At 64.8% G+C, this 19837-nt stretch carries 13 protein-coding genes; 3 read left to right on the top strand and 10 right to left on the bottom strand.

The features are described from left to right. Nucleotides 1-47: 47 nt before the first annotated feature. Nucleotides 48-4940, bottom strand: coding sequence for a DUF6543 domain-containing protein (locus tag JN756_RS17285; RefSeq protein ID WP_201021116.1), 4893 nt, complete (start codon nucleotides 4938-4940; stop codon nucleotides 48-50). A 141-nt stretch (nucleotides 4941-5081) separates the two neighbouring features. Here JN756_RS17285 and JN756_RS17280 point away from each other — a divergent pair, with 141 nt between their 5' ends. From JN756_RS17280 to JN756_RS17270, 3 genes are all read left to right on the top strand, one after another. After that, complete coding sequence (locus JN756_RS17280; protein WP_046383661.1) at nucleotides 5082-5369, top strand: DUF5629 family protein; 288 nt, start codon at nucleotides 5082-5084, stop codon at nucleotides 5367-5369. Then, complete coding sequence (locus tag JN756_RS17275) at nucleotides 5356-6531, top strand: lactonase family protein (protein WP_201021115.1); 1176 nt, start codon at nucleotides 5356-5358, stop codon at nucleotides 6529-6531. Before JN756_RS17280 ends, JN756_RS17275 begins: the two co-directional genes overlap by 14 nt. A gap of 155 nt (nucleotides 6532-6686) precedes the next feature. Further along, nucleotides 6687-6866: a hypothetical protein gene (locus JN756_RS17270; RefSeq protein WP_046383659.1), complete on the top strand. Its 180-nt coding sequence runs from the start codon at nucleotides 6687-6689 to the stop codon at nucleotides 6864-6866. 39 nt (nucleotides 6867-6905) lie between these two features. Here the strand turns inward: JN756_RS17270 and JN756_RS17265 are convergent, their stop codons facing one another. The 9 genes from JN756_RS17265 to JN756_RS17225 form a co-directional block, all read right to left on the bottom strand. Beyond that, nucleotides 6906-7508, bottom strand: a complete 603-nt coding sequence (locus JN756_RS17265; protein ID WP_046383658.1) for a glutathione S-transferase — start codon at nucleotides 7506-7508, stop codon at nucleotides 6906-6908. After that, a complete protein-coding gene (locus tag JN756_RS17260) occupies nucleotides 7505-11143 on the bottom strand; it encodes an AAA family ATPase (protein ID WP_201021114.1) in 3639 nt (1212 codons plus the stop codon). Before JN756_RS17260 ends, JN756_RS17265 begins: the two co-directional genes overlap by 4 nt. Then, nucleotides 11140-12381, bottom strand: a complete 1242-nt coding sequence (locus JN756_RS17255) for an exonuclease SbcCD subunit D C-terminal domain-containing protein (protein ID WP_201021113.1) — start codon at nucleotides 12379-12381, stop codon at nucleotides 11140-11142. Before JN756_RS17255 ends, JN756_RS17260 begins: the two co-directional genes overlap by 4 nt. Nucleotides 12382-12927: 546 nt before the next feature. After that, nucleotides 12928-14568, bottom strand: coding sequence for a BatD family protein (locus tag JN756_RS17250; protein WP_201021112.1), 1641 nt, complete (start codon nucleotides 14566-14568; stop codon nucleotides 12928-12930). Further along, nucleotides 14565-16304, bottom strand: coding sequence for a tetratricopeptide repeat protein (locus JN756_RS17245; protein WP_046383654.1), 1740 nt, complete (start codon nucleotides 16302-16304; stop codon nucleotides 14565-14567). The genes JN756_RS17250 and JN756_RS17245 overlap by 4 nt, the downstream gene beginning before the upstream one ends. After that, complete coding sequence (locus tag JN756_RS17240; RefSeq protein ID WP_057004657.1) at nucleotides 16301-17389, bottom strand: vWA domain-containing protein; 1089 nt, start codon at nucleotides 17387-17389, stop codon at nucleotides 16301-16303. The genes JN756_RS17245 and JN756_RS17240 overlap by 4 nt, the downstream gene beginning before the upstream one ends. Next, nucleotides 17382-17876, bottom strand: a complete 495-nt coding sequence (locus tag JN756_RS17235; protein WP_108524252.1) for a DUF4381 domain-containing protein — start codon at nucleotides 17874-17876, stop codon at nucleotides 17382-17384. The genes JN756_RS17240 and JN756_RS17235 overlap by 8 nt, the downstream gene beginning before the upstream one ends. Continuing rightward, the gene (locus JN756_RS17230) at nucleotides 17873-18805 is read right to left on the bottom strand and encodes a DUF58 domain-containing protein (RefSeq protein WP_108524251.1); all 933 of its coding nucleotides are present in this window, start codon (nucleotides 18803-18805) and stop codon (nucleotides 17873-17875) included. The genes JN756_RS17235 and JN756_RS17230 overlap by 4 nt, the downstream gene beginning before the upstream one ends. 5 nt (nucleotides 18806-18810) lie before the next feature. Beyond that, the gene (locus tag JN756_RS17225) at nucleotides 18811-19770 is read right to left on the bottom strand and encodes an AAA family ATPase (RefSeq protein WP_003218556.1); all 960 of its coding nucleotides are present in this window, start codon (nucleotides 19768-19770) and stop codon (nucleotides 18811-18813) included. Nucleotides 19771-19837 lie beyond the last annotated feature (67 nt).

Raw genomic sequence — 19837 nt, 5'->3', positions numbered from 1 at the left:
GCAGCGGTGGGGGCGGTTGCGCCCCCACCTGCAACGTCACACTGCGCTCACCGGGTTGCGCGCGGTATGGGCGCGATCGCCAGGAACAACTGATCCACCGGCGGCGTGATCAATACGTAGACAATCCGCCTGATCGGCTCGGCGCCCGGCTCCTGGGGGTTGCGCAAGCTGCTCTGGACGTGTTGCTTGAGCAAATCCTTCTGCGTGTATTTGCGCTGCTCCGCCAGTTTCAGATGGGCGCGGGTATAGCGCGCGGGCGGGGCGTCGGCGCTGGCGTAATGGAAGTGGGCATACCACAGCACCGTCGGCGGTTTTTTCGCTTTGTCATACACCGCGTATTCGGTGAAGAAATCGCCACTGAGGGTCGGCCGTTGCGGGTCGGCCAGGCTGGTCAGGTTGATATCGATCTGCTGGTGTTGCCACAGATACTCGAGGCTCTCCTGGGTCGGCCATTGACGCTTGTAGCCCTCGCTGCACACCCGTTCTGCCAGCCGCAGCATATCGCGGGCCTGGGCATGGTACTCATCGATCAGGTCCTGGGCCGAGGGTTTGTCGAGGTGGTCGCGCTGGATTTCCTCGGCCAGCGCGGTGAGCTTGTCCGCGTGCCCGCTGAGCAGCTCATCCCAGTCGCCCGGGTTGACCTGTTGGCGTGTGCGCGGCGAGTCGAGCTTTTGCCGGTCGGCGGTAATGACGCGTTCAATGTCGCGGCGCTGTTCGATCAGCGTCTGGGCCAAACCTTTGAGGGTCGCCAGCGTGCGGCCTCGCGGGGGCTGCGTGGGGGCTTGGGAAGGCGGTTCGGCGGTGGTCACCCAGCCGTCCGCGTGCTTGTTGAAAGAGGCAACGGCTTCACCGGTCAGCGTATCGGTGAGGGTGAAGTGCTCCTCGGCGTTCTGCGCATCGGCCGGCTTGAGTTCGCCGATCAAATACTCTTTTTTGCGGGTCTTGAACACGCGCTTTGTCGGCGCCTTGGCGCGCAGGGTTTTCGACAGCGGCAGCACCACCTCCAACGCTTCCTGCTTGCGCACCACCGATTCCAGCTCGCTGTTCGCCAGCGCCTGGGCGTATTCGAGGCCCGCCAGCAGACGTTCGGCCTGCGGGCGCAGGCGGCTCGGGTTGAGCGCCTTGAGTACGCGGATCGCCTCTTCATAACGGCGGTACTTTTTCAGCACGCTCTCGTACACCTGCCGTTGTTCGACCAGGGTGTATTCGGTGCTGCTGCGCACTTCGACGTGAGACAGCAGCGCCGCGCTCAGGTCGGTTTGCTCCAGGCGTTTGACGTACAGCTCTTCCTGCGGTGGCAGGCGTACATCGGTCATCTCCACGCTGCTGACGGCCAGGTAGTCGAGGGCGTTGAGCCGCAGGTTGTCGGGGAAAAAATTCTGCGGGTATTCGATCTGTGCCAGCAACTCCTGGCGTATCGTGCGCCCCGCCAGCGAATCGTTTTCCAGCTGTTCCAGGGTGGTTTCCATGGCAACGGAAACCTCGGCCATGTGCTGGCGGATGTTTGCTGACTCGGTGGCGTTGCGCACGTATTCGTCGTAGACCGTGGAGTCGCCGAGCAAGTTATTCACGAACATGCGGCGCGCCATTCGCGCCATGGGTTCGCCCGCGCCGGAAAAGCGCATGGCGTTCAACCGGCCCAGGAGCATCTCGTGGATAAACAGTTGTTGGTCCCAGACCGTCTTGAGGATTTTCGCGCGGTCATGCACATGCACGCCGGCACCGCCGACTTTTTCCAGTTCTACGCCGAGCTTGACCATCTCCAGGCGCGGGGCCAGTGATTGGGCAAACAGCAATTCTAGGTTCTCCAGCAGAATCTGAAACTCGGTGCGCAATTGCTGATGCTTGAGGGTTTCGCGCTGGTGCCGTGTTTCCAGGGCGGGCCTTTGCTGGTCGCTGGCTTTTTGCAGCAGGTTCCACACCAACTGCGCGGTTTTGCGTTGTTTGACCAAGGCGTCCAGGGCGGGAGATATCTGCGTGCTCGCTGCCTGGAATGGCGCCATCAGGTGCTGCATGTCTTCACTGAGCACTTGCACCCGGGCGAGCACTTCTTGTTTCTTGCGCAGGTTTTCTTCGCGCAAGGCGGCCAGGCGCTTGGGCCCGCCACCCAGCAGTTTGAGCCCGCGGTCCAGCGACCAATGGCCGTTGCCATCGGTTCTCAGCAAAATCCCGGGATGTTCGGGTTTTTGCGGATGAACGATGAACACGTCAGCAAAACCCGGGACGATGCTGACCCTGAATAACAGCCCGGCCACCGAGGCATGCCACAGGCCGTTGATGCGGTACAAGCCTTGGTGAGGCCCGGTGTCGAGTGGCGCGGGAGCGGGCACGGGCCACGGCACGTTGATGGCGCGCAGTTTCTCCAGCAGCGCGGCCGCGGCGGTGTCGCCGGCCAACGAATGGTCGAAGTCCAACGGCGTGCGGCCACCGCCGGGTGGTTCGCTGGGCAGGCCGATGACGCCGCGTTCGACCGCCGCCGCATGGCGGGTTGCCAGGCCGGGCGGGCGTCGGAAGGGCGTGCGCGTGACGGGCTGTTCGTCGAGCGGCGGGCTGGCACTGTGCGCGCTGAGGGGGCCTTGATGCACCAGCAGCATGCCGATATTGAGCAGCAGGTCGACCCACGCCAGCTCTTTCGCCGTAGGGTCAGGGCTCTCCAGCGCCGGCAGGTCCTGGGTCAGGCTTTGCGTCGCCTGGATCAGCCAGCCGATCGTCGCCAGGGGCCCGCGCACGGCCATCAACAAGGTGTTGAAGCCCAATTGCATGCCTTCGAGGATCAACGCCCAGCGGCTTTGCGCATTCGAGGTCGATTCGCGCTCGGCCTGGTCCAGCAACTGGCGGGTTTCGCAGCCGAACAGATAGTCCATCAGGCTGCCGTGGTTGAGCGCTTGCAGGATTTCGTCGCCGCTCGCATCGCCGGCTGGCGCCAATTCTGCGGGTTTGGGCACCTCGGGCAGCCGGTCGAACTCCGAACCGATGCCGATGCGCAGGATGTGCGGCTGGCTGAACCCGCCGTTGCTGTAGATCGCCCTGGCCGGGTCGGGCAGCCAGGTCAGCACGCTGTCCTGTAGCGCACCGGGTTGCACAATGGCCGCCAGCAGGTGTTCGCGGCTGCTGAACTCGAGCAGCGCGTCGCGATAGGCCGGACGGTACAGCAGGTGCGGCCCCAGCCGGGTGTCGAGCGGTTCGATGATGAACATGTTCTGCGCCACGTCCGCCGTGGCCGACGGCGTGCGCAGAAAGGCCAGGGGGCGGATGACCATTTCGTCGCCATCGACCCGGCGTGCCAGCGGGTTGGTTGCGAGCAGTGCCCGCACACAGCGCGCGCCGCGCGCGGTCAGGCCGGCTTCGCCGCGGAGCGCGTGCTCCAGCGCCTGGGTTTTCAGGTGCAGGGGCCGCTGTTGGTTGAACAGCCGCTGGCGTTTGCGCGCGGCGGCGGTGTCGCCCATCAGTTCTCGGCGCAGGTAGGCGGGATAGTTGTTGCCGATGTCCACACGCTGGACCAGTTGCAGCACGTAGGCGGGCGTCAACCACGCTTCGAGCGCCCGGCCGCTGCGATGGCTGAGCGTCATGCGGCCTCTGGGGCTTCCCGACAGGTTCTTCAGCGCCAGGTCCACCAGGCTCATGGACACCGGCGCGAGGTAACCGCCTGCAAGGCTGCCCACCGCGACATGAAAGGTCAGGGTCAACTCGTCGGCCCGGTAGCCGGCAGCGCGTGCCGCGTCGTTGCAGGTACGCTGGCCGCCCAGGGCGACAGCGCGATCCAGGCACAGTTGATGGTTCAAGTGCTCGGCGGCATAGCTATGCAGGCTTTCCAGGCCATCGAAGTCGGAATCGCCGAGGGTCTGGCGCTTGATCCCGGCCTGTTCAAGCAGGCATTCGCGGTAAGCCAGGCGGTCGGCGGCGCTGGCGCGTTGCAGCCAGTCGGGCAGGGCGGCCTGGAGGGACGCCAGGGTGACCAGCGCCGTGCCGCGGGCGCTGGCGAAAAACCGCGCCGGTTGGGTGATGGCGGCAAACTGTTGTTCCAAGGCCTGCACCGTGCTGTTGGCCGGGAGTTGCAGGGCGGCCAGGTCCTCCAATTGCTGGTTGAGGATCAGCGCGGCCTGGACCTCGAAAATATTGCCGTCGGGTTCGTACTGCTGCCAGGTGATGCTGTCGACGCTGAAGCGCTGTTGCAGGTGGTCGGCCCAGGCCTGGCCGAAGGCGTCCAGGTCAGGGTAGGCCTCGATTGCGCCGGACAGACGGCACAGCAACACCTGCTCGCGGCACACCACCAGCAGGTCGCTCGCTTGCAGCGTGAGCAGGCTGCCTGCGCGCGTCAGGTGCGCCTCTAGCGTATAGGCATGAATCGCGTTGTCGGGGGCCGGGCGGCGTGCGCGGGTGGCACGGTCTGGGTAGCGCGCCAGGGTATTGAGGATGTCCAGCGGTTGGGCGTGGCGTGCGGCGGCGTCGAGCAGCGTGCCTTGCAGCACGTCGGCCAGCCATTTCCAGCGGCTGCCGCCGGCGTCGCTGTCTTCGCCCCAATAGGTGGCCACAGCGTCTTGGAAGCCAATAAACAGCAGCGACGGCAGTTCGCGAATGACGGCTTCGATGACGTCAAGATCATAGGCGTGGGCGCCATTGGCCGGATAACCGAGCCGCGTGCCGCTGGCATCGCTCAAGTAGCTATCCAGGCCGTGGCGCGTCGACACATCGGGAAAGCTGCCGTCGGCGAGATGGTTCAGCGCGACCTCCAGCAACGGCAGCAACGCCCGCCCGCCACCGTCACGGGGTACGGCCAGTCGCAGGTCGGCGAGGGGGTGTGTCAACGGCGGATATTTCTCCGCCAGGTTGCGCGCCAGCATCTGCGCGGTGACTGCGCGCAGTGTCGGACGCTTGAGAAACTGGGCTTCAAGCGCTTCCCGCTGCGGGTCGGCGGCGAGGGGGGGATTGCGGTCTGGCATGGGTATTCCTTTACGTTGAATAAAGACGTGCCCTTGCACGGTAATCCGCGGTGTGGCGCCGATGCGGTAGCCGGTTATGGTTTTAGGTCCTGGCGGCAAAGTGGCCTATCATTAGCCCTTTGAACCTGATGAAAGACTGTGATGACTACTACTTTGACGGCCGTCCTTGCCACCAGCGACATGCTTGAAATCGACGGGCTGCATGCCTTCGAGTTCGCACTGGATGAAAAAAAGCTGCTGATCATCGCCATGGATGGCCGTGCGCAAAAACGCTGGAGTTTCAGTCTGGAACAGCTGCAGGCCGCGGTCTTCGATGAGACTCTGCAAAGCTGGACGCTGACCGGTGATGTGGGCGAGCACCGCCTGGTCTGCATGAGCGCAATCACCGCCAATAATAATGAAGAGGATGAAGCGGATGCTGATGCGTAAATTCTGGCCCTTGTTGATCGCGGGCAGCGTCGGGGCGATGTCGGCACAGGCCGCACCGGCCGACACCTATGAACTGTTGGTCGGCAGCTACACCGCCGGCAGCAGCGAAGGGATCTATCGCCTGCAATTCGACAGCCGCACCGGGCGGTTCCAGGGCCAGCCGGTATTGGCGGCAAAAACGGCCAACCCGTCCTGGCTGACCGTCTCCAAGGATCAGCAGCATCTGTTTGTCGTCAATGAAAACGGCCCCGGCCAACAGGACGCGGTCGGTCGCGTCAGCAGCTACCGCATCGACCCGCAGAACCATCAGCTCACGCTGATCAATCAGGTTCAAAGCCTGGGCAGCGAGCCGACGCATTCCAGCGTGGCCGCCGATGGCCGCTACCTGTTCGTCGCCAACTATTCGGTGCTTGAAGACCCGGGCGGCAGCCTGGCGATTCTGCCGCTGGACGCCCAAGGCAAACTGGCGGCGCCCGTGCAGTTGAGCGGGCACCCGGCGAGCCGGGTCAACCCGCAACGCCAGGCGTCCAACCATGTGCATTCGGTGGTGCCGGCGCCGGATGGCAAGTATGTGTTTGTGCAGGATCTCGGCGCGGACAAGGTGTTTGCCTACCGCTACGATCCCAAGGCCAACCCTGAGCAGCCCCTGACCCCGGCCAACCCGGCATCGGTGCCTTTGCCGCCGGGCAGCGGCCCGCGGCATTTGCTGTTCAGCGCGGACGGCAAGCATGCCTGGCTGACCACCGAGATGAGCGCTCAGGTCGCGGTGTTCGATTACCACGACGGCACGCTCAGCCAAACCCAACTGGTGGACTTCGCCGCCGGGCAACCGGTGTCCGACAAGGCCGGCGCGGCGCTGCATGCTTCCAGCGATGGCAAGTTTCTGTACGTGAGCAATCGCGGCACGGCCAATCAGTTGCTGGTGTTCAGCATCGATCCGGCGACCGCGCATCTCAAGGAACTGCAGCGCCGTTCCGTGGACGGCGACCACCCGCGCGAGTTTAGCCTGGACCCGAGCGGCAAGTTCCTGCTGATCGCCAACCAGAAAAGCAATGAAATCGTGGTGGTCGAACGCGACCCACACACCGGCCTGCTCGGCAAAACCGTGCAAAAACTACCGATCGATGCGCCCAGCGACCTCAAGTTCCTGGTGCGTCAATAAGCCACAGGCCCCGCACGTCGGGGCCTGATCCTCTTTATTAATTCGATTAATAACAGCTACTGTTTCAAAGCATTTCTAAGGCCCAACCCTCGGGCGTAAGTTGAGTTCCAAGGCCTCCCCGGCCACTCAACCAAACGAACACAAGGGTTACCGACATGAACTTCAATCTCTTCTCGATCATCGCCGCCTCCGCTGTTTCCGCCACTGTTGCACTGCCAGCTGCGGCCAGCGTGAACATCATCGGCAAACAATCCAGCACCAGCGCCTACACCCAGAAATACCTGCAACAGAGTGCCAACTTCTACGCCGCACTGGATCACAAAACCCAGTACTGAGCGCCCTGTGGGAGCCGGCGCGCCCGCTCCCACATCGATTCAGGCAGATTCAGGCTTGGCCATCACCGCGATAAACAGCGGCGAGTCCAGAAACCACTGCAACCACGCCTGCACCCGTCGATATGAGGTGCGCGCAAACCACTCCCGATCGACATGGGCAAACTGCCGCACAAACGGCGCCACAGCCATATCCGCAAGGCTTGGATGATCGGCGAGCAAATACGCACGGTCAGCCAGCAACGCCTCCAGCTTCTGCAAAAACACCTCACCGTCGGCCCGATACGCTTCCATCGGCCGCTCCGGGTAGCGCTCGGCATACTTGTAGTGATTCAAGTGATGTTTGAAGCCCAGGTCATTCTCGGCAATCAGCGCCAGCACCGCGGGATCACCCTGTAGCAACCAGTCTTGCGGATCGTTTTGCGCCAGGGCCCAGCGCATGATGTCCAGGCTTTCGTCGATCACCCGACCGTCGACGCTCAACACCGGCACCGTGCCTTTGGGCGACAGCGCGAGCATCTCGGCCGGCTTGGCCTTGAGGCTGACTTCGACAATCCGCAGCGGCACGCCGCAATAGCGCAGGGCCAGGCGGGCGCGCATCGCGTAGGGGCAACGGCGAAACGAGTACAGCAGCGCCTCGCTCACTTCACCTCCACGGTGCTCAAACCATTGCCTTGACGCTTGACCTGGATCTGCACCGGAATGCGCTCGTGCATTTCCTGTACGTGGGAAATCACCGCCACCTTGCGGCCCTGGGCTTGCAGGCCGTCCAGCGCGTCCATGGCCAATTGCAGGGATTCCGGGTCGAGGCTGCCGAAACCTTCGTCGATAAACAGCGACTCGATCTTCAAGGTACTCGAGGCCATCGACGCCAGGCCCAGCGCCAGCGCCAGGGAGACGAGGAACGTCTCGCCGCCGGACAACGAATGCACTGAGCGCAGTTCGTCGCCCATTTCCGTGTCCATCACCAGCAGGCCGAGCATGCTGCCGCCGCGTTTGAGGCGGTAGCGGCGCACCAGTTGGCGCAGTTGCACGTTGGCGTGGTGTACCAGCAAATCGAGGTTGTAGGCCTGGGCGATCTTGCGGAAGGTGTCGCCGGTGGCCGAGCCGATCAGCGCGTTGAGGCGCGCCCAGCGTTGCCATTCTTCATAAGCCTTGGTGATCTGTTCGGCCAGGGCGTGGTTGGCGTCCTGGCGGCGCTGGTCTTCGGATTGCCGCGCGCGCAGTTCGGCGCAGTGTTTTTCGCCCTCGGCCAGTTGCTGGTTGAGCGTGGCCAGTTGGGCGTCCAGTTGTTCGGCGTCGAGGTTGCCGTTGTGCAACGCCTGGTGCTCGGCCAGGCGTTGTTCGCGCTCTTGCAGCAGAACCCGGGCTTGCTCGACGGCTTTTTCGCTGTTGTGCAGTTGCTGGCGCAGTGCGCTGGCATGGGCCTCGTCCAAGGCCAGCAGGCGCTTGAGCCCGGCGTCGTCCAGGTCGGGGTGCAGGGCGCGCCACTCGCCCAAGCGCGTCGCGAGCGCGTGCTGTTCGGCGTGCAGCGTGTGCTGGCGGTCTTGCTGGGCCTTGAGGTCGGCGGCCAGTTGGATCAAGGCGTTGCGGATGTCCTGCAGCTGTTGATTGGCGTCGGCTTCGCTTTGCCGAGACTGCGCCACTGCCTGTTCGAGTTGCTGTTGCCAGTCTTCGGCGCGTGGGTGTTCACCGAGCAGGCGGGTGAGTTTTTCCTGGGCCGCGTGTTGCTGGGCGGCCAGTTCGCTGACCTGCTGGCGCAATGCGTCGAGTTGCTGCTGGCGATGTTGCTGATGGGTGTGTTCTTTCTCGATCGCCTGCTGACGCGCTTGTTGCTCGGCCAGTTCATCGCGCTGATGGGCCAACTGTTCGAGGCGCTGACCAACCTGTTGGTCCAACTGCATGAAGGTCGCCGCCGGTTCGCTGCGCAGGCCCTCGAGTGTCTCGGTCGGCAACAGGCTGGCGAACGCCTGCAGTTCTTCGTCGAGGCGTTCGCGGTCGTTGGCCAGTTCGCGTTGCTGGTCGATCAGCAACTGGCGGGCCTGCTGGCTGGCGTCCTGGGCGGCTTGCAGCTGTTGCTGCAGGCGCCCGGCGTTTTGTTGCAGGTTGAGCAGGGCGCCTTGGCGTTGCTCGTCCTGGGTGATGTTTTGCGTCAGTTGACTGAGCTGCTGGGCCAGCCAGGTGCTGCGCCGGGCCGCCTCCTGATTGAACAGTGCGGCCGCCAGCGGGTGCGCGTCCAGGCTCGGCGCCAGGGCTTGCTGTTGGATTGCCAGTTGCTCCTGTTGCTGCAGGAATTCCTTTTGCTGGGCGATCAAACCGCCGACTTCACCGCGCAGCTCGGTGAGTTTTTCCTTGAGGCTGTCGACGGCTTTCTGCGCCATCGCCTCTTCGTTTTCGTCGTGGCGACCGAGGCTGTGCAGCAATGCTTCGGGTTGGTGATACGGATGCGCTTGGCTGCCGCACACCGGGCAGGGCTGGTCATCCTGCAATTGCCCGCGCAACTCCTCGACACTGGCGCTGCGGGCCAGGCGCTGGCGCTCCAGCAGTTGCTTGGTCACCGTCAGGGTCTGTTCGGCGCGCGTGAGTTCGGCTTTGGTGTGCAGGCCGGTCTGGTTCAACTGATCGCGTTGTTGTTGCGCGTCCGCGAGTTTTTGCGTCAACACGCTGGCTTGCTGGTCCAGCTGTTGCTGGTTGTCCCACAGCCGGGTCAGGTCTTCGAAGGCGCGTTGCTGCTTGCGATTGTCTTGCAGCAGGCTGGCGAGTAACTGGATCTGCTCGGCGACGGCGTGAGGTTCGGCGCCGGCCTCCTGGTACAGCAGGTCGAGGGCATCGCGTTGTTGGGCGAACTTCTCGGCGGCGGCGGTGGCGCGCTGTTCAAGCTGCGGCAGTTCGGCCTGACCTTTGTTCAGGCGATTGCCGATCAGCATCAGTTGTTGCAGGCGGTCGCGGTAGGCGTTCCAGGCCTCGCTCAACGGCGCGAGGGCGGCGCTGCGTTCCAGGCCGGCGGCCAGGCGTTGCAGGCGCTCGGCGACGTGGGTGTGCTTTTCCTGCAAGCCCTTGAGCAAGGCCTGACCTTCGGCGCAGGCCGTTTCGTGCTGTTGCTGGTCCTCGTTGCGCTTGGCCAGTTCCTTGTTCAGGTGGGCGAGGGTGTTCTGTTCCTCGAAGGCCTGGCGCAGCAAAGGCCCGGCGTCGACCTGAGCTTGCAGGGCCGCGGCCAGCGCTGTTTGGGCCGATGCCTGCTGTTGTAGGGCTTGCTCCTGGCGGCCATGCAGATCGGTTTGCTGCTCGATCTGCGCTTGAATGTGCGCGGCCAGCGGCGTGAGCAAGGTGTCGAGCTCAGCCTGGCGCGCGAAGTGATGGCGCTGCGGCGCCAACTGTTCCAGGCGGCTCAAGTCCTCGCGCTGCGGGCCTTGGCTGTCCCAGTGTTGCTGGGCTTGCTGCAACTGTTCGACGGCACTGAGCTTGCGCTCCTGCCATTCGCGCAGTTCCTTGAGCCAGGTGTGCTGCAGCTCCAGCTGCTTGAGCTGGGCTTGCTCGGTCTTGAGCTGTTGCTGCGCGTGGGCCAATTGTTGGTCCAGCTCGGCGCGGGCTTGCTCGGCCAGGGGTTCCACGCCGGTGGCCTGGTCCTGCAGTTGTTTGTGGGCGTCCTTGGCGTCCTTGGCCTTGTCGAAGGCGCGACGGCCGAGTTGGGTGTAGAGCGCGGTGTCGGTGAGCTTTTCCAGCAGTTCGCTGCGCTCGTTGTCGTTGGCCTTGAGGAAGGCGCTGAACTCGCTCTGCGCCAGCAGCACCGCGCGGGTGAACTGCTCGAAGTTCAGGCCCAGGGCCAACTCCAGCTGGGTCTTGTATTCGGTTTTCTGGCTCGCCAGCAACTGGTCGCTGTCCAGGTCGATCAGGCTTTGCCGGCTGTTCTGCAACTTGCCGCTGGCTTTGTCGCGGGCGCGGTTGGCTTCCCAGCGCGCACGGTAGCGGCGGCCGTTGACGCCGACAAAGTCGACCTCGGCATACCCGCCGCCGGTGCCGCGTCGCAGCAACGTGCGCGGGTCGCCGATGGAAATATCGCTGTCGGCGTCGGGCATCTTGGCCTGGCCGGTATCGCCCAGGCGTGGCACGGCACCGAACAGCGCCAGGCACAGCGCGTCGAGCAGAGTACTTTTGCCGGCGCCGGTCGGCCCGGTAATCGCGAACAACCCGGCGCTGGCCAGGGGCTCGGCGGTAAAGTCGATCTCAAACGGGCCCGCCAGGGAGGCGAGGTTTTTCAGGCGGATGGCGAGGATCTTCATGGCTGTTCGCCCTCCTGTTGCACTTCCTGGAGCAGCACCGCGAAGTCCTTGAAGGTCTGTTCATCCACTTCACTGCCGTAGTTGTCCTGCCAGGCGCGGCTGAATAGCTCCTGGGGGGTGAGCTGGTCGAGTTCGATCAAGCGCTCGTTGTCGGTGTCGTCGCTGCCGCGTTTGCCGGCGTACTCGGCAGCGATACGCACCAGGCGCACGGCCTTGCCTTGCAGGGCGGTTTCGATTTGCTGGCGCAGGTCGGGCTGCGGCTCGTCGAGGCGCACGCGCACTTCCAGCCACGGCTGGCGTTGGGTTTCGGCGAGCAGGTCGATGTCCGGCAAGTCGCCGAGCTGCTTGAGGATATCGGCCAGCGGCGCGGCTTCCAGGCGTTGCAGGTTGACCGCGCGCGGGATCAGGCGCGGTTCGACGCTGAGCAGGGTTGCGCCGTCGAACGTCACGTCGAGAATCTGGTGTTGGTAGCCGATTTCGGAAAACGACAACGGAATCGGCGAACCGCTGTAGCGAATGCGTTCTTCGCCGTTGACCCGCTGCGGCTTGTGCAGATGGCCGAGGGCGACATAGCTGACGCTGGCGTCGAACAGGCTGGCGGGCAGCGCTTCGGCGTTGCCGATGATCAGGCTGCGCTCGGAGTCTTCCGACACCGAACCGCCGGCCATATGTGCATGGCTGATGGCAACCAGCGCCTGGCCGGGCTCGCGTTTGGCGTTGGCTGCGGCAATCAGCCACTCATGCACCTGGCCGATACCGCGCAGGTAATCGTCGCCCAGTTGCGCCCCGGTGACTTCCGCCGGGCGCAGGAACGGCAGCGCCAGGCACCAGGCGGCGATCTTGCCGTCGGCGCCGGGCAGCGGGATCAGCAAGCGCTCGGTATCCAGTTGCCTGTCATCGAGCCACAACACCCGGCCCAGGGCATGGGTGCGCAAACGGCGCATCAACGGCGCGGGCAGTTCGATGCGCGAGCCGGAGTCGTGGTTGCCGGCGATCATCACAATCGTGAGGTTGGGGGTTTGTTCGTGGGCGCTGATGATGAAATCGTACAGCCGCTCCTGGGCCTTGAGCGGCGGGTTGACCGTGTCGAAGATATCGCCGGCGATCAACAGCACGTCCGGCGCGTGCGCGCCGAGCTGACGCAGCAGCCACTCGAGGAAACAGGCGTGTTCGAAGTCGCGCTCCTGGCCATGCAGGTTTTGCCCAAGGTGCCAGTCGGAGGTGTGAAACAGACGCAAGGCGAGCTCCGTGGAGAAGATGAAAAGGAGGGGAGTTTACCTGTATTGCGCACACGCTGCTCCAGACGACGCAGATCCAGTGTGGGAGGTGGTTTGCCTGCGATGGTGGTGGTCCGCTTGAGCAGTGTTGTCTGGCCCATCGCTATCGGGGGCAAGCCCCCTCCCACAGGGGTATGCGGTGTGCGTTATGTCTTGGTGGGCAGGCAATCCAGGGCGCGGTCGGACAGGTTCGGGCTATGTCGACCAGGCGACGCAGATCCAGTGTGGGAGGGGGACGCGTTATGTCTTGGCGGGCAGGCAATCCAGGGCGCGGAAGGACAGGGTTCGGGCTATGTAGATCAGACGACGCAGGTCCAGTGTGGGAGGGGGCTTGCCCCCGATGGCGGCGTGTCAGTCGACATCATAATTGACTGATACACCGCTATCGGGGTGGTGGTGGTGGTGGTGGTGGTGGTGGTGGTGGTGGTGGTGGTGGTGGGTCCGCTTGCTCGGTGTTGACTGGCCCACCCCCCGTCCCGACTCTCGATTCGTGACGTATCAGGGGGGCTATTTGGGATACAACGGCGGCAAGCTGGTGGTGTCGGTCGTCGGGTCTTGCTCGCGTTCGGCCATTGGAATGGCTTTTACCGCACGCCACAGTTCTTCACCCAGCCAATAATGGCCGCTTTCGCTGTACAGCGCGCCGTTCAACCCATCCAGCGCGTCGGACAGCGGCACGAAGCGCGCCGCCATGTCGGCCAGGGTTTCCGGTTGTTGCCGGGCCCAGGCGTCGAGGGCCTGGCGCGTGGCCTGGGGGTCGTTGGCCTGGGTCGCGCGCTTGAGGTCGTCGAGCAGGGTGCGCGGGCTCGGGCCGGTTTGTGCGGCGCGTTGCACCGCCGGTTGGCGGCGTGCGCGCCACCACAGGCCGAAACCTAGCAACGTGGTGCAGGCAAGGAGCAGGGTGCTCAGTTGCCACAGCCACAGGCGGCTATCGTCGGGGGCGGTGATCACGGTCGGTGTCGCGGGTGTGTCCACCACCAGGCTCGGGTTATTCGCTACTTGCAGCGTGCGGGCGGGCAGGCTGGTGCGTTCGAGGTGGTCCTCATGGGTGTTCCACCACACCACTTCCACCGCTGGCAAGTCCAGCGCGCCGGCGCGGGTGGGCACCAGGGCTTCGCGGTCTTCTCGGCTGCCGATCAGGCCACGGTCGTTGTTCTGGTTGCCGACTACCGGCTGGTCCGGATAGCGGCGCAGGCCATTGATCTCGGTGCTCGGCAGTGCCGGCAGTTGTGCGCTGGAGAGTCCCTCGGCCTTGACCGTCAGGCTGCGGGTCAGGGAATCGCCGACCTGCACGTGGTCCGGCTCGGGGTTCCAGTTTTCGCTCAGGGTCAGGCTGCGTGCCGGCAGCCACGGCGCCTCGGCGGGGTACAGCTCGGGCTTGGGTTTGACCGTCAGCTCGAGGGGCGCGGAGCTGACGTGGATCAGCTTGCCCGGCTTGGTGCCCTGCAGCGTGTTCTCCTGCGGCGGGCGCGACTCCACCAGGGTCGCGCTGAAGGTCTGGGCGGCAATCGTCAGGCTGCCGCTGTGCTGCGGGTAGATCGCGTAGCGGGTTTCGATCACGCCGTGGCGAATGCTGTTGATGACCTTCTCGTAGGTGCGTGATTCGCCCAGTTGCTCGATGCGCGCATCGGGAATCTGCAGCGGTGTGAGGCTGCTGTCGTCGTACAGCGACACCGAGTGATACACGCGTACCGTCAACAGGGCCTGGGCCTGCACGTACACGGTGTTCTGGTCGAGGTTGGATTCGACGAACACCGGCGCGAGTTCGGCGTTGGTGTCCTGGCTGGTGGTTTCCAGCACTTGCAGGCTGATCGGCTGGGTCGTGTATTCGCCCACTTGCAGCGGCGGGATCACCACGGTGCCGTTTTGCTTGGGCAGCAGGGTAATGATCCAGCGCGTCGTGGCGTGGTTATCGCCGCCGAGGGTGGTGAGTTGGTTGATCTGGCGCGTGCCGCTGACTTCGAACTGCGCCTCCAGCGGCGACAGGTCGGGTTTGCCGAACTGCGTGACGTCGCCGGATTCCACCGTCAGCTCCACCGTTTCCCCGGAATTGAGGCGGCTGCGGTCGACGCTGGCGACCAGGTTCGCCGCCTGGGCGTGGCTTGCCGACAACGCGAGCAGAAGCAGAAGGGTGGTGCGGCGGCTCATCGAGTCTTGTCCTGATGCTGTTGCTGTTCGTACCAGAATTTGCGCCGCAGCAGTTCGCCGGGGTTGTCCGGGATCTCCTGCAGCCATTGTTCCAGGGCCTGGCGATGTTCGTCGTCCAGGCTGGCGCCGCTGGGGCGCAACGGCGGGGTGGTGGTTTGCTCGTCCTCCAGCTCGCTGCCCGGCACGTCATTGCCGCCCGCTTGTGGCGTGGCGCCGGCCTGGGTATCGGCGGTGCCGGCTTCACCCTGGTTTTGCGGCGATTGCTCGCCACCCGTGGCACTTTGCGCGCTGGCGCCCGGTTGCGCAGTTTGGCCGGGTTGGGTGGTTTCGTCATCTTCGTTTTTTGCGGGCGGGGCCGGCTCGGGCTGCGCCTGTTGTTGTATCAGGCTTTCCACCAGGGCCTTGTTTTTCAGGGCCGGCAGCAGATCGGGCTGGGCTTCCAGCGCCTGTTCGTAGGCATCGATGGCTGCTTCCAGCTCACCGGACCTGGCCAGTGCATTGCCGCGATTGTAGTGAGAGTAGGCGTCACTGCCCTCGGCAAAACGCTTGATGGCTTCGGCGTAGTTACCCGCTTCGTACAGCGCCACGCCTTGCCATTGCGGGTCTTGGAAGCGTTCGGCGGCTTCTGCGGGGCGTTTTTTCTTCAGCAGGTACTGGCCTTGCTGGTCGGGGCGCAGCCACAGGTCCTGGAGTTCGAAGGCATAACTGGGCTGCGGTGCGCCAAGCAGCAGCAACGGCAAGCAGAACAACCAGCCACGCCGCCCGGCGCACGCGGCCAGCAGCAACAACGGCAGCAGCAGCCAGTAACCCTGGTCGGCCCAGGTGTCGAGGTGCAGCAGTTGGCCGTCGTTGCGCAGGGCTTGCGGCGCGTCGAGCATGCCCAGTTGGCGCAGGTCCTTGTCGTCCAGGCGCGCGGCACGGTAGCGGCCGCCCATTTCGCTGGCGAAGGCTTTGAGCGTCGGGCTGTCGAGGCGCGGCACGAGGATGGCGCCTTGGTCGTCCTTGAGGAATTCGCCGCTCTCCAGGGTCACCGGCGTGCCTTCGCGGCTACCGATGCCGAGGATCGACAGGCTTGGCGCCTGGCCGCCTTGCAGCAGCAAGCGGATGCCCTGGCGTTCCTGCTTGGACAGCGATGAACCGATCAGCAGCAGACGCCCCTGGCCGAGGCCGCCTTGCTTGAGCAGGCCGAGGGCTTTCTCCACGGCCAGGTCGGCGCGGTGCCCGGGCTCGGGCATCAACGAGGGGCGTAGCGCTTCGAGCAGGTTGCGGCTGGTGGCCAGGTCGTCCGACAGCGGCACCAGGGTGTGGGCGCTGCCGGCATACACGACGATGGCGGTTTGTGCGTCGCTGCGCGCCTGCAGTAAGTCATACAGCTTGCGCCGTGCCTGCTCCAGGCGGCTGGGCGGGCTGTCGGTGGCGAGCATTTCCGGGGTCAGTTCGAGCAGCACCACCAAGGGGTCGGAAGGCTTCTGGCTGGTCTGTTCCACCCGTTGCCAACTGGGGCCGAGCAAGGCCAGTACTGCCAGCAGCCAGGCAATACCGAGGAGCACCCACGGCGATTTGCTTTCACGGCCATTGCCACCGCTGAGCAGCACGGCATGGAACGCCGGCGGCAGGATCATCTGCCAGCGCCCGGCGCGCTTTTGCCGGTGCCACAGCTGCCACAGCAACCAGCCGAGCAGCGGCAGCAGCAACAGCCACCAGGGACGGAACCAGTGCGGCCACAGGTCGATCATCGACGCCTCCGCAAACGCAGGCGTTTGAGGCGCTGGCGCCATTCTGGGTGCTGTTGCAGAAAATGCCCCTTGGTCGACAGTTTGTTGAACAGCCGTTGCAGCGCGTTGTTCGGCCAACGCTCCTGCACCACCAGCAACAGGCTGAGGATCAGCGCCAATGCCAGGGGGCCGCTGTACAGCGCCTGGGCCGGGCGCGCCTGGGTCGGTTGCTGTTCGACCGGTTCGAGTTGGTCGAGGGTTTCCTTGACCGCTTGCAACTCTGCGCCATCGCGGGCACGGAAGTAGCGGCCGCCGGTGGCCTCGGCAATGGCCTTGAGCGCCGGTTCGTCGAGGTCCAGGCTCGGGTTGACGCCCAGCACGCCAAGGGAACCGGTTTGTTCCGGATCGGCGCCGATACCGATCGGGTAGATCTTCACGCCTTCTTCAGCGGCCAGGCGCGCGGCGGTCAGTGGGTCGATCCGGCCGCCGTTGTTGGCGCCGTCAGTCACCAGGATCAGCACGCGGCTTTGCGCCGGGCGCTGGCGCAGGCGTTTCAAGGCCAGGCCGATGGCGTCACCGATGGCGGTGTTCTTGCCAGCGATGCCGATGCGCGCTTCATCCAGCCAGGTGCGTACCGTGTGGCGGTCGAAGGTCAGCGGCGCTTGCAGGTAGGCTTGGCTGCCGAACAGGATCAGGCCGACGCGATCGCCTTCGCGCCCTTCAAGGAAGTCGCCGAGCAGGTGTTTGACCAAGGTCAGGCGGCTGACGTCATCGTCCTCCCACTGCATATCGGGAAAATCCATGGAGCCGGACACGTCCACCGCCACCAGCAAATCGCGGCCGCTGGCGGCAATCGGTAGCGGTTCGCCGAGCCATTCCGGGCGGGCGGCGGCGGTCAAGAGCAGCAGCCACAGCACGACGAAAGGCGCCTGTTGCCGCCAGCCGGGCAGGTTCGAGCGTGCCCGGCGGCCCGCCAGGCCTTCGAGGTCGCTGAGGTAGCTGACTTTCAGCGCGGGCTCGCCGCTGTCGGCCGCCGGCAGCACCAGGCGCATCAACCAGGGCAGCGGCAGCAGGGCGAAGATCCACGGCCAGGCGAACTCAAACATGTTTGCGAATCCAGGTGTCGACGGCCTGGGTCAGGCCGGCGATGGCTTTGTCGTCGAGTTTGCATTCGGGCTTATAGGCGCCTTCCACCAGCACCATCCAGCGTGTGAGGCCGGCGGCGGGGCAGCGGTTATCGAGAAACGCCAGCCATTTGCGGCCGTTGAGGGTGTGGCTCTGGCTGTAGGGGTAGTCGTTGCGGCACAGGCGCTTGAGCAGGCCGTTGAGTTGCTGCAGCCAGGCCCCGGCGGGCGCGCCGTCGTAGGGTTTGGGCATCAGCGCCAGTTCGGCCAGGGCGGCGATGCGCAGCGGGTCGAGCGGTTGTTCGGCGCGGGACACGGGACGCCGCGTGGGCAGGAAGCGGCGCAGCCACCACACGCCCCAGCCCAGCAGCGGGATCACCAGCAGCAACAGCCACCAGCCTGGCGCAGGCGGCCAGAAGCCGATCGCCGGTGGGGCGATCAGCGGTTGGAGTTGGTCGAGGCTGCTCATTGCTTTTTAGCCGGGCGTTGCGGGTTGAGGTATTCGCGCAGTTGCTCGACCATTTCGCTCTGGGTGCTCAAGGGCATCAGCAATACCCGCAGTTTCTGCGCGAGCAGTTCCCAGCGGGCGCTGCGCGCTTCGGCCTGGGCCTTGTAGGCCTGGCGCAAATCGAAGTTCAGCGTGTCCAGTTCCAGTTGCGCACCGCGTTCGGCAAAGCGCAGCAGCCCAGCGGCGGGCAGGGCGTGGTCGAGCGGGTCGGAGATCGGCAACAGCAGCAGGTCGCAATGGCGTGACAACAGGCTCAGCTGTTGTTCGGCGCCTTCGGTCAGTGCGCGCTCGTCGCAGATCACGATCACCAGGCTGCCGGGGCGCAGCACTTCACGGCCACGGCGCAGGGCCAGGCCCAGGGCGTCGGTTTCGGGGCCGCTTTCGGTGCTCAGGCTCTGGTTGACCCGCACCAGGCGGTTGAGCAGTTGCAGCAGGCTCTGTTTGCTGCGCCGCGGTTTGATTTCGTAGTGCTCGTTGTCGCCGAAGACCAGCCCGCCGACGCGGTCGTTATGCCCCAGCGCCGCCCAGCCGATCAGGCTGGCCGCCTGGGCCGCGAGCACCGACTTGAACATCTGCCCCGAACCGAAAAACAAGCGGCAGCTTTGCTCCACCATGATGAAAATCGGGCGTTCGCGCTCTTCGTGGAACAGCTTGGTGTGCGGTTCCTGGGTGCGCGCGGTCACGCGCCAGTCGATGGTGCGTACATCGTCGCCGGCCTGGTAGACGCGCACCTGGTCGAAGTCGACCCCGCGCCCGCGCAGCTTGGAGTGGTGCAGGCCGATCAGCGGGCTGCGCTGGCTTGGCGTGGAAAACAGCTGCACTTCGCGCACGCGGTGGCGCATCTCAATCAATTCGCTGAGCGTGACGCGCACTCCATCGCTGGCGTTCATCGATTTCAAGCGACGGCTACGACGTCGAGAATGCGTTGTACCACGCGGTCCTGGTCGATCCCGGCGGCTTCGGCTTCGAACGACAGAATGATGCGATGGCGCAGCACGTCGAACAGCACCGCCTGGATGTCTTCCGGGCTGACAAAGTCTCGCCCGGCCAGCCAGGCGTGGGCACGGGCGCAGCGGTCGAGGGCGATGGAGCCGCGGGGGCTGGCACCATAGGCGATCCACTCGGCCATTTCCGGGTCGAATTTGGCCGGGGTGCGTGTGGCCATGACCAATTGCACCAGGTATTCCTCCACCGCATCGGCCATGTACAGGCCGAGAATTTCCTTGCGCGCGGCAAAGATCGCCTGCTGGCTGACGCGGCGTTCGGGCTTGGTTTCACCGTTGAGCGCCTCGCCACGGGCCTGCTGCAGGATGCGCCGCTCCACGGCCGCGTCCGGGAAACCGATCTTGACGTGCATCAGGAAACGGTCGAGCTGGGCTTCGGGCAGCGGGTAGGTGCCTTCCTGCTCGATGGGGTTTTGCGTGGCCATCACCAGAAACAGCGGCGACAGCTCGTAAGTACTGCGGCCCACACTGACCTGGCGCTCGGCCATGGCTTCGAGCAAGGCCGACTGCACCTTGGCCGGGGCGCGGTTGATTTCGTCCGCCAGCACCAGGTTGTGGAAGATCGGCCCCTGCTGGAACACGAAGCTGCCGGTTTCGGGGCGATAGATTTCAGTGCCGGTGATGTCGGCGGGCAACAGGTCGGGGGTGAACTGGATACGATGGAACTGCGCTTCGATGCCTTCGGCCAACTCCTTGATGGCCTTGGTCTTGGCCAGGCCCGGCGCGCCTTCCACCAGCATATGGCCGTCGGCAAGCAAGGCAATCAGCAGGCGCTCGATGAGTTTTTCCTGGCCGAGAATCTGCGTAGAAAGAAAGGTTCGCAGCGCAAGCAGCGCTTCACGATGTTCCATCGATGACGGTTCCTGGAGAGATGAGCCCGAGCGTCGAGAAAAAACGCCGGGCCTGGGGGGCTTACTT

The sequence above is a fragment of the Pseudomonas sp. Y39-6 genome, assembly GCF_023651955.1.
Classification (GTDB): Bacteria; Pseudomonadota; Gammaproteobacteria; order Pseudomonadales; family Pseudomonadaceae; genus Aquipseudomonas; species Aquipseudomonas veronii.
This window is presented reverse-complemented; position numbering and strand designations above follow the sequence as displayed.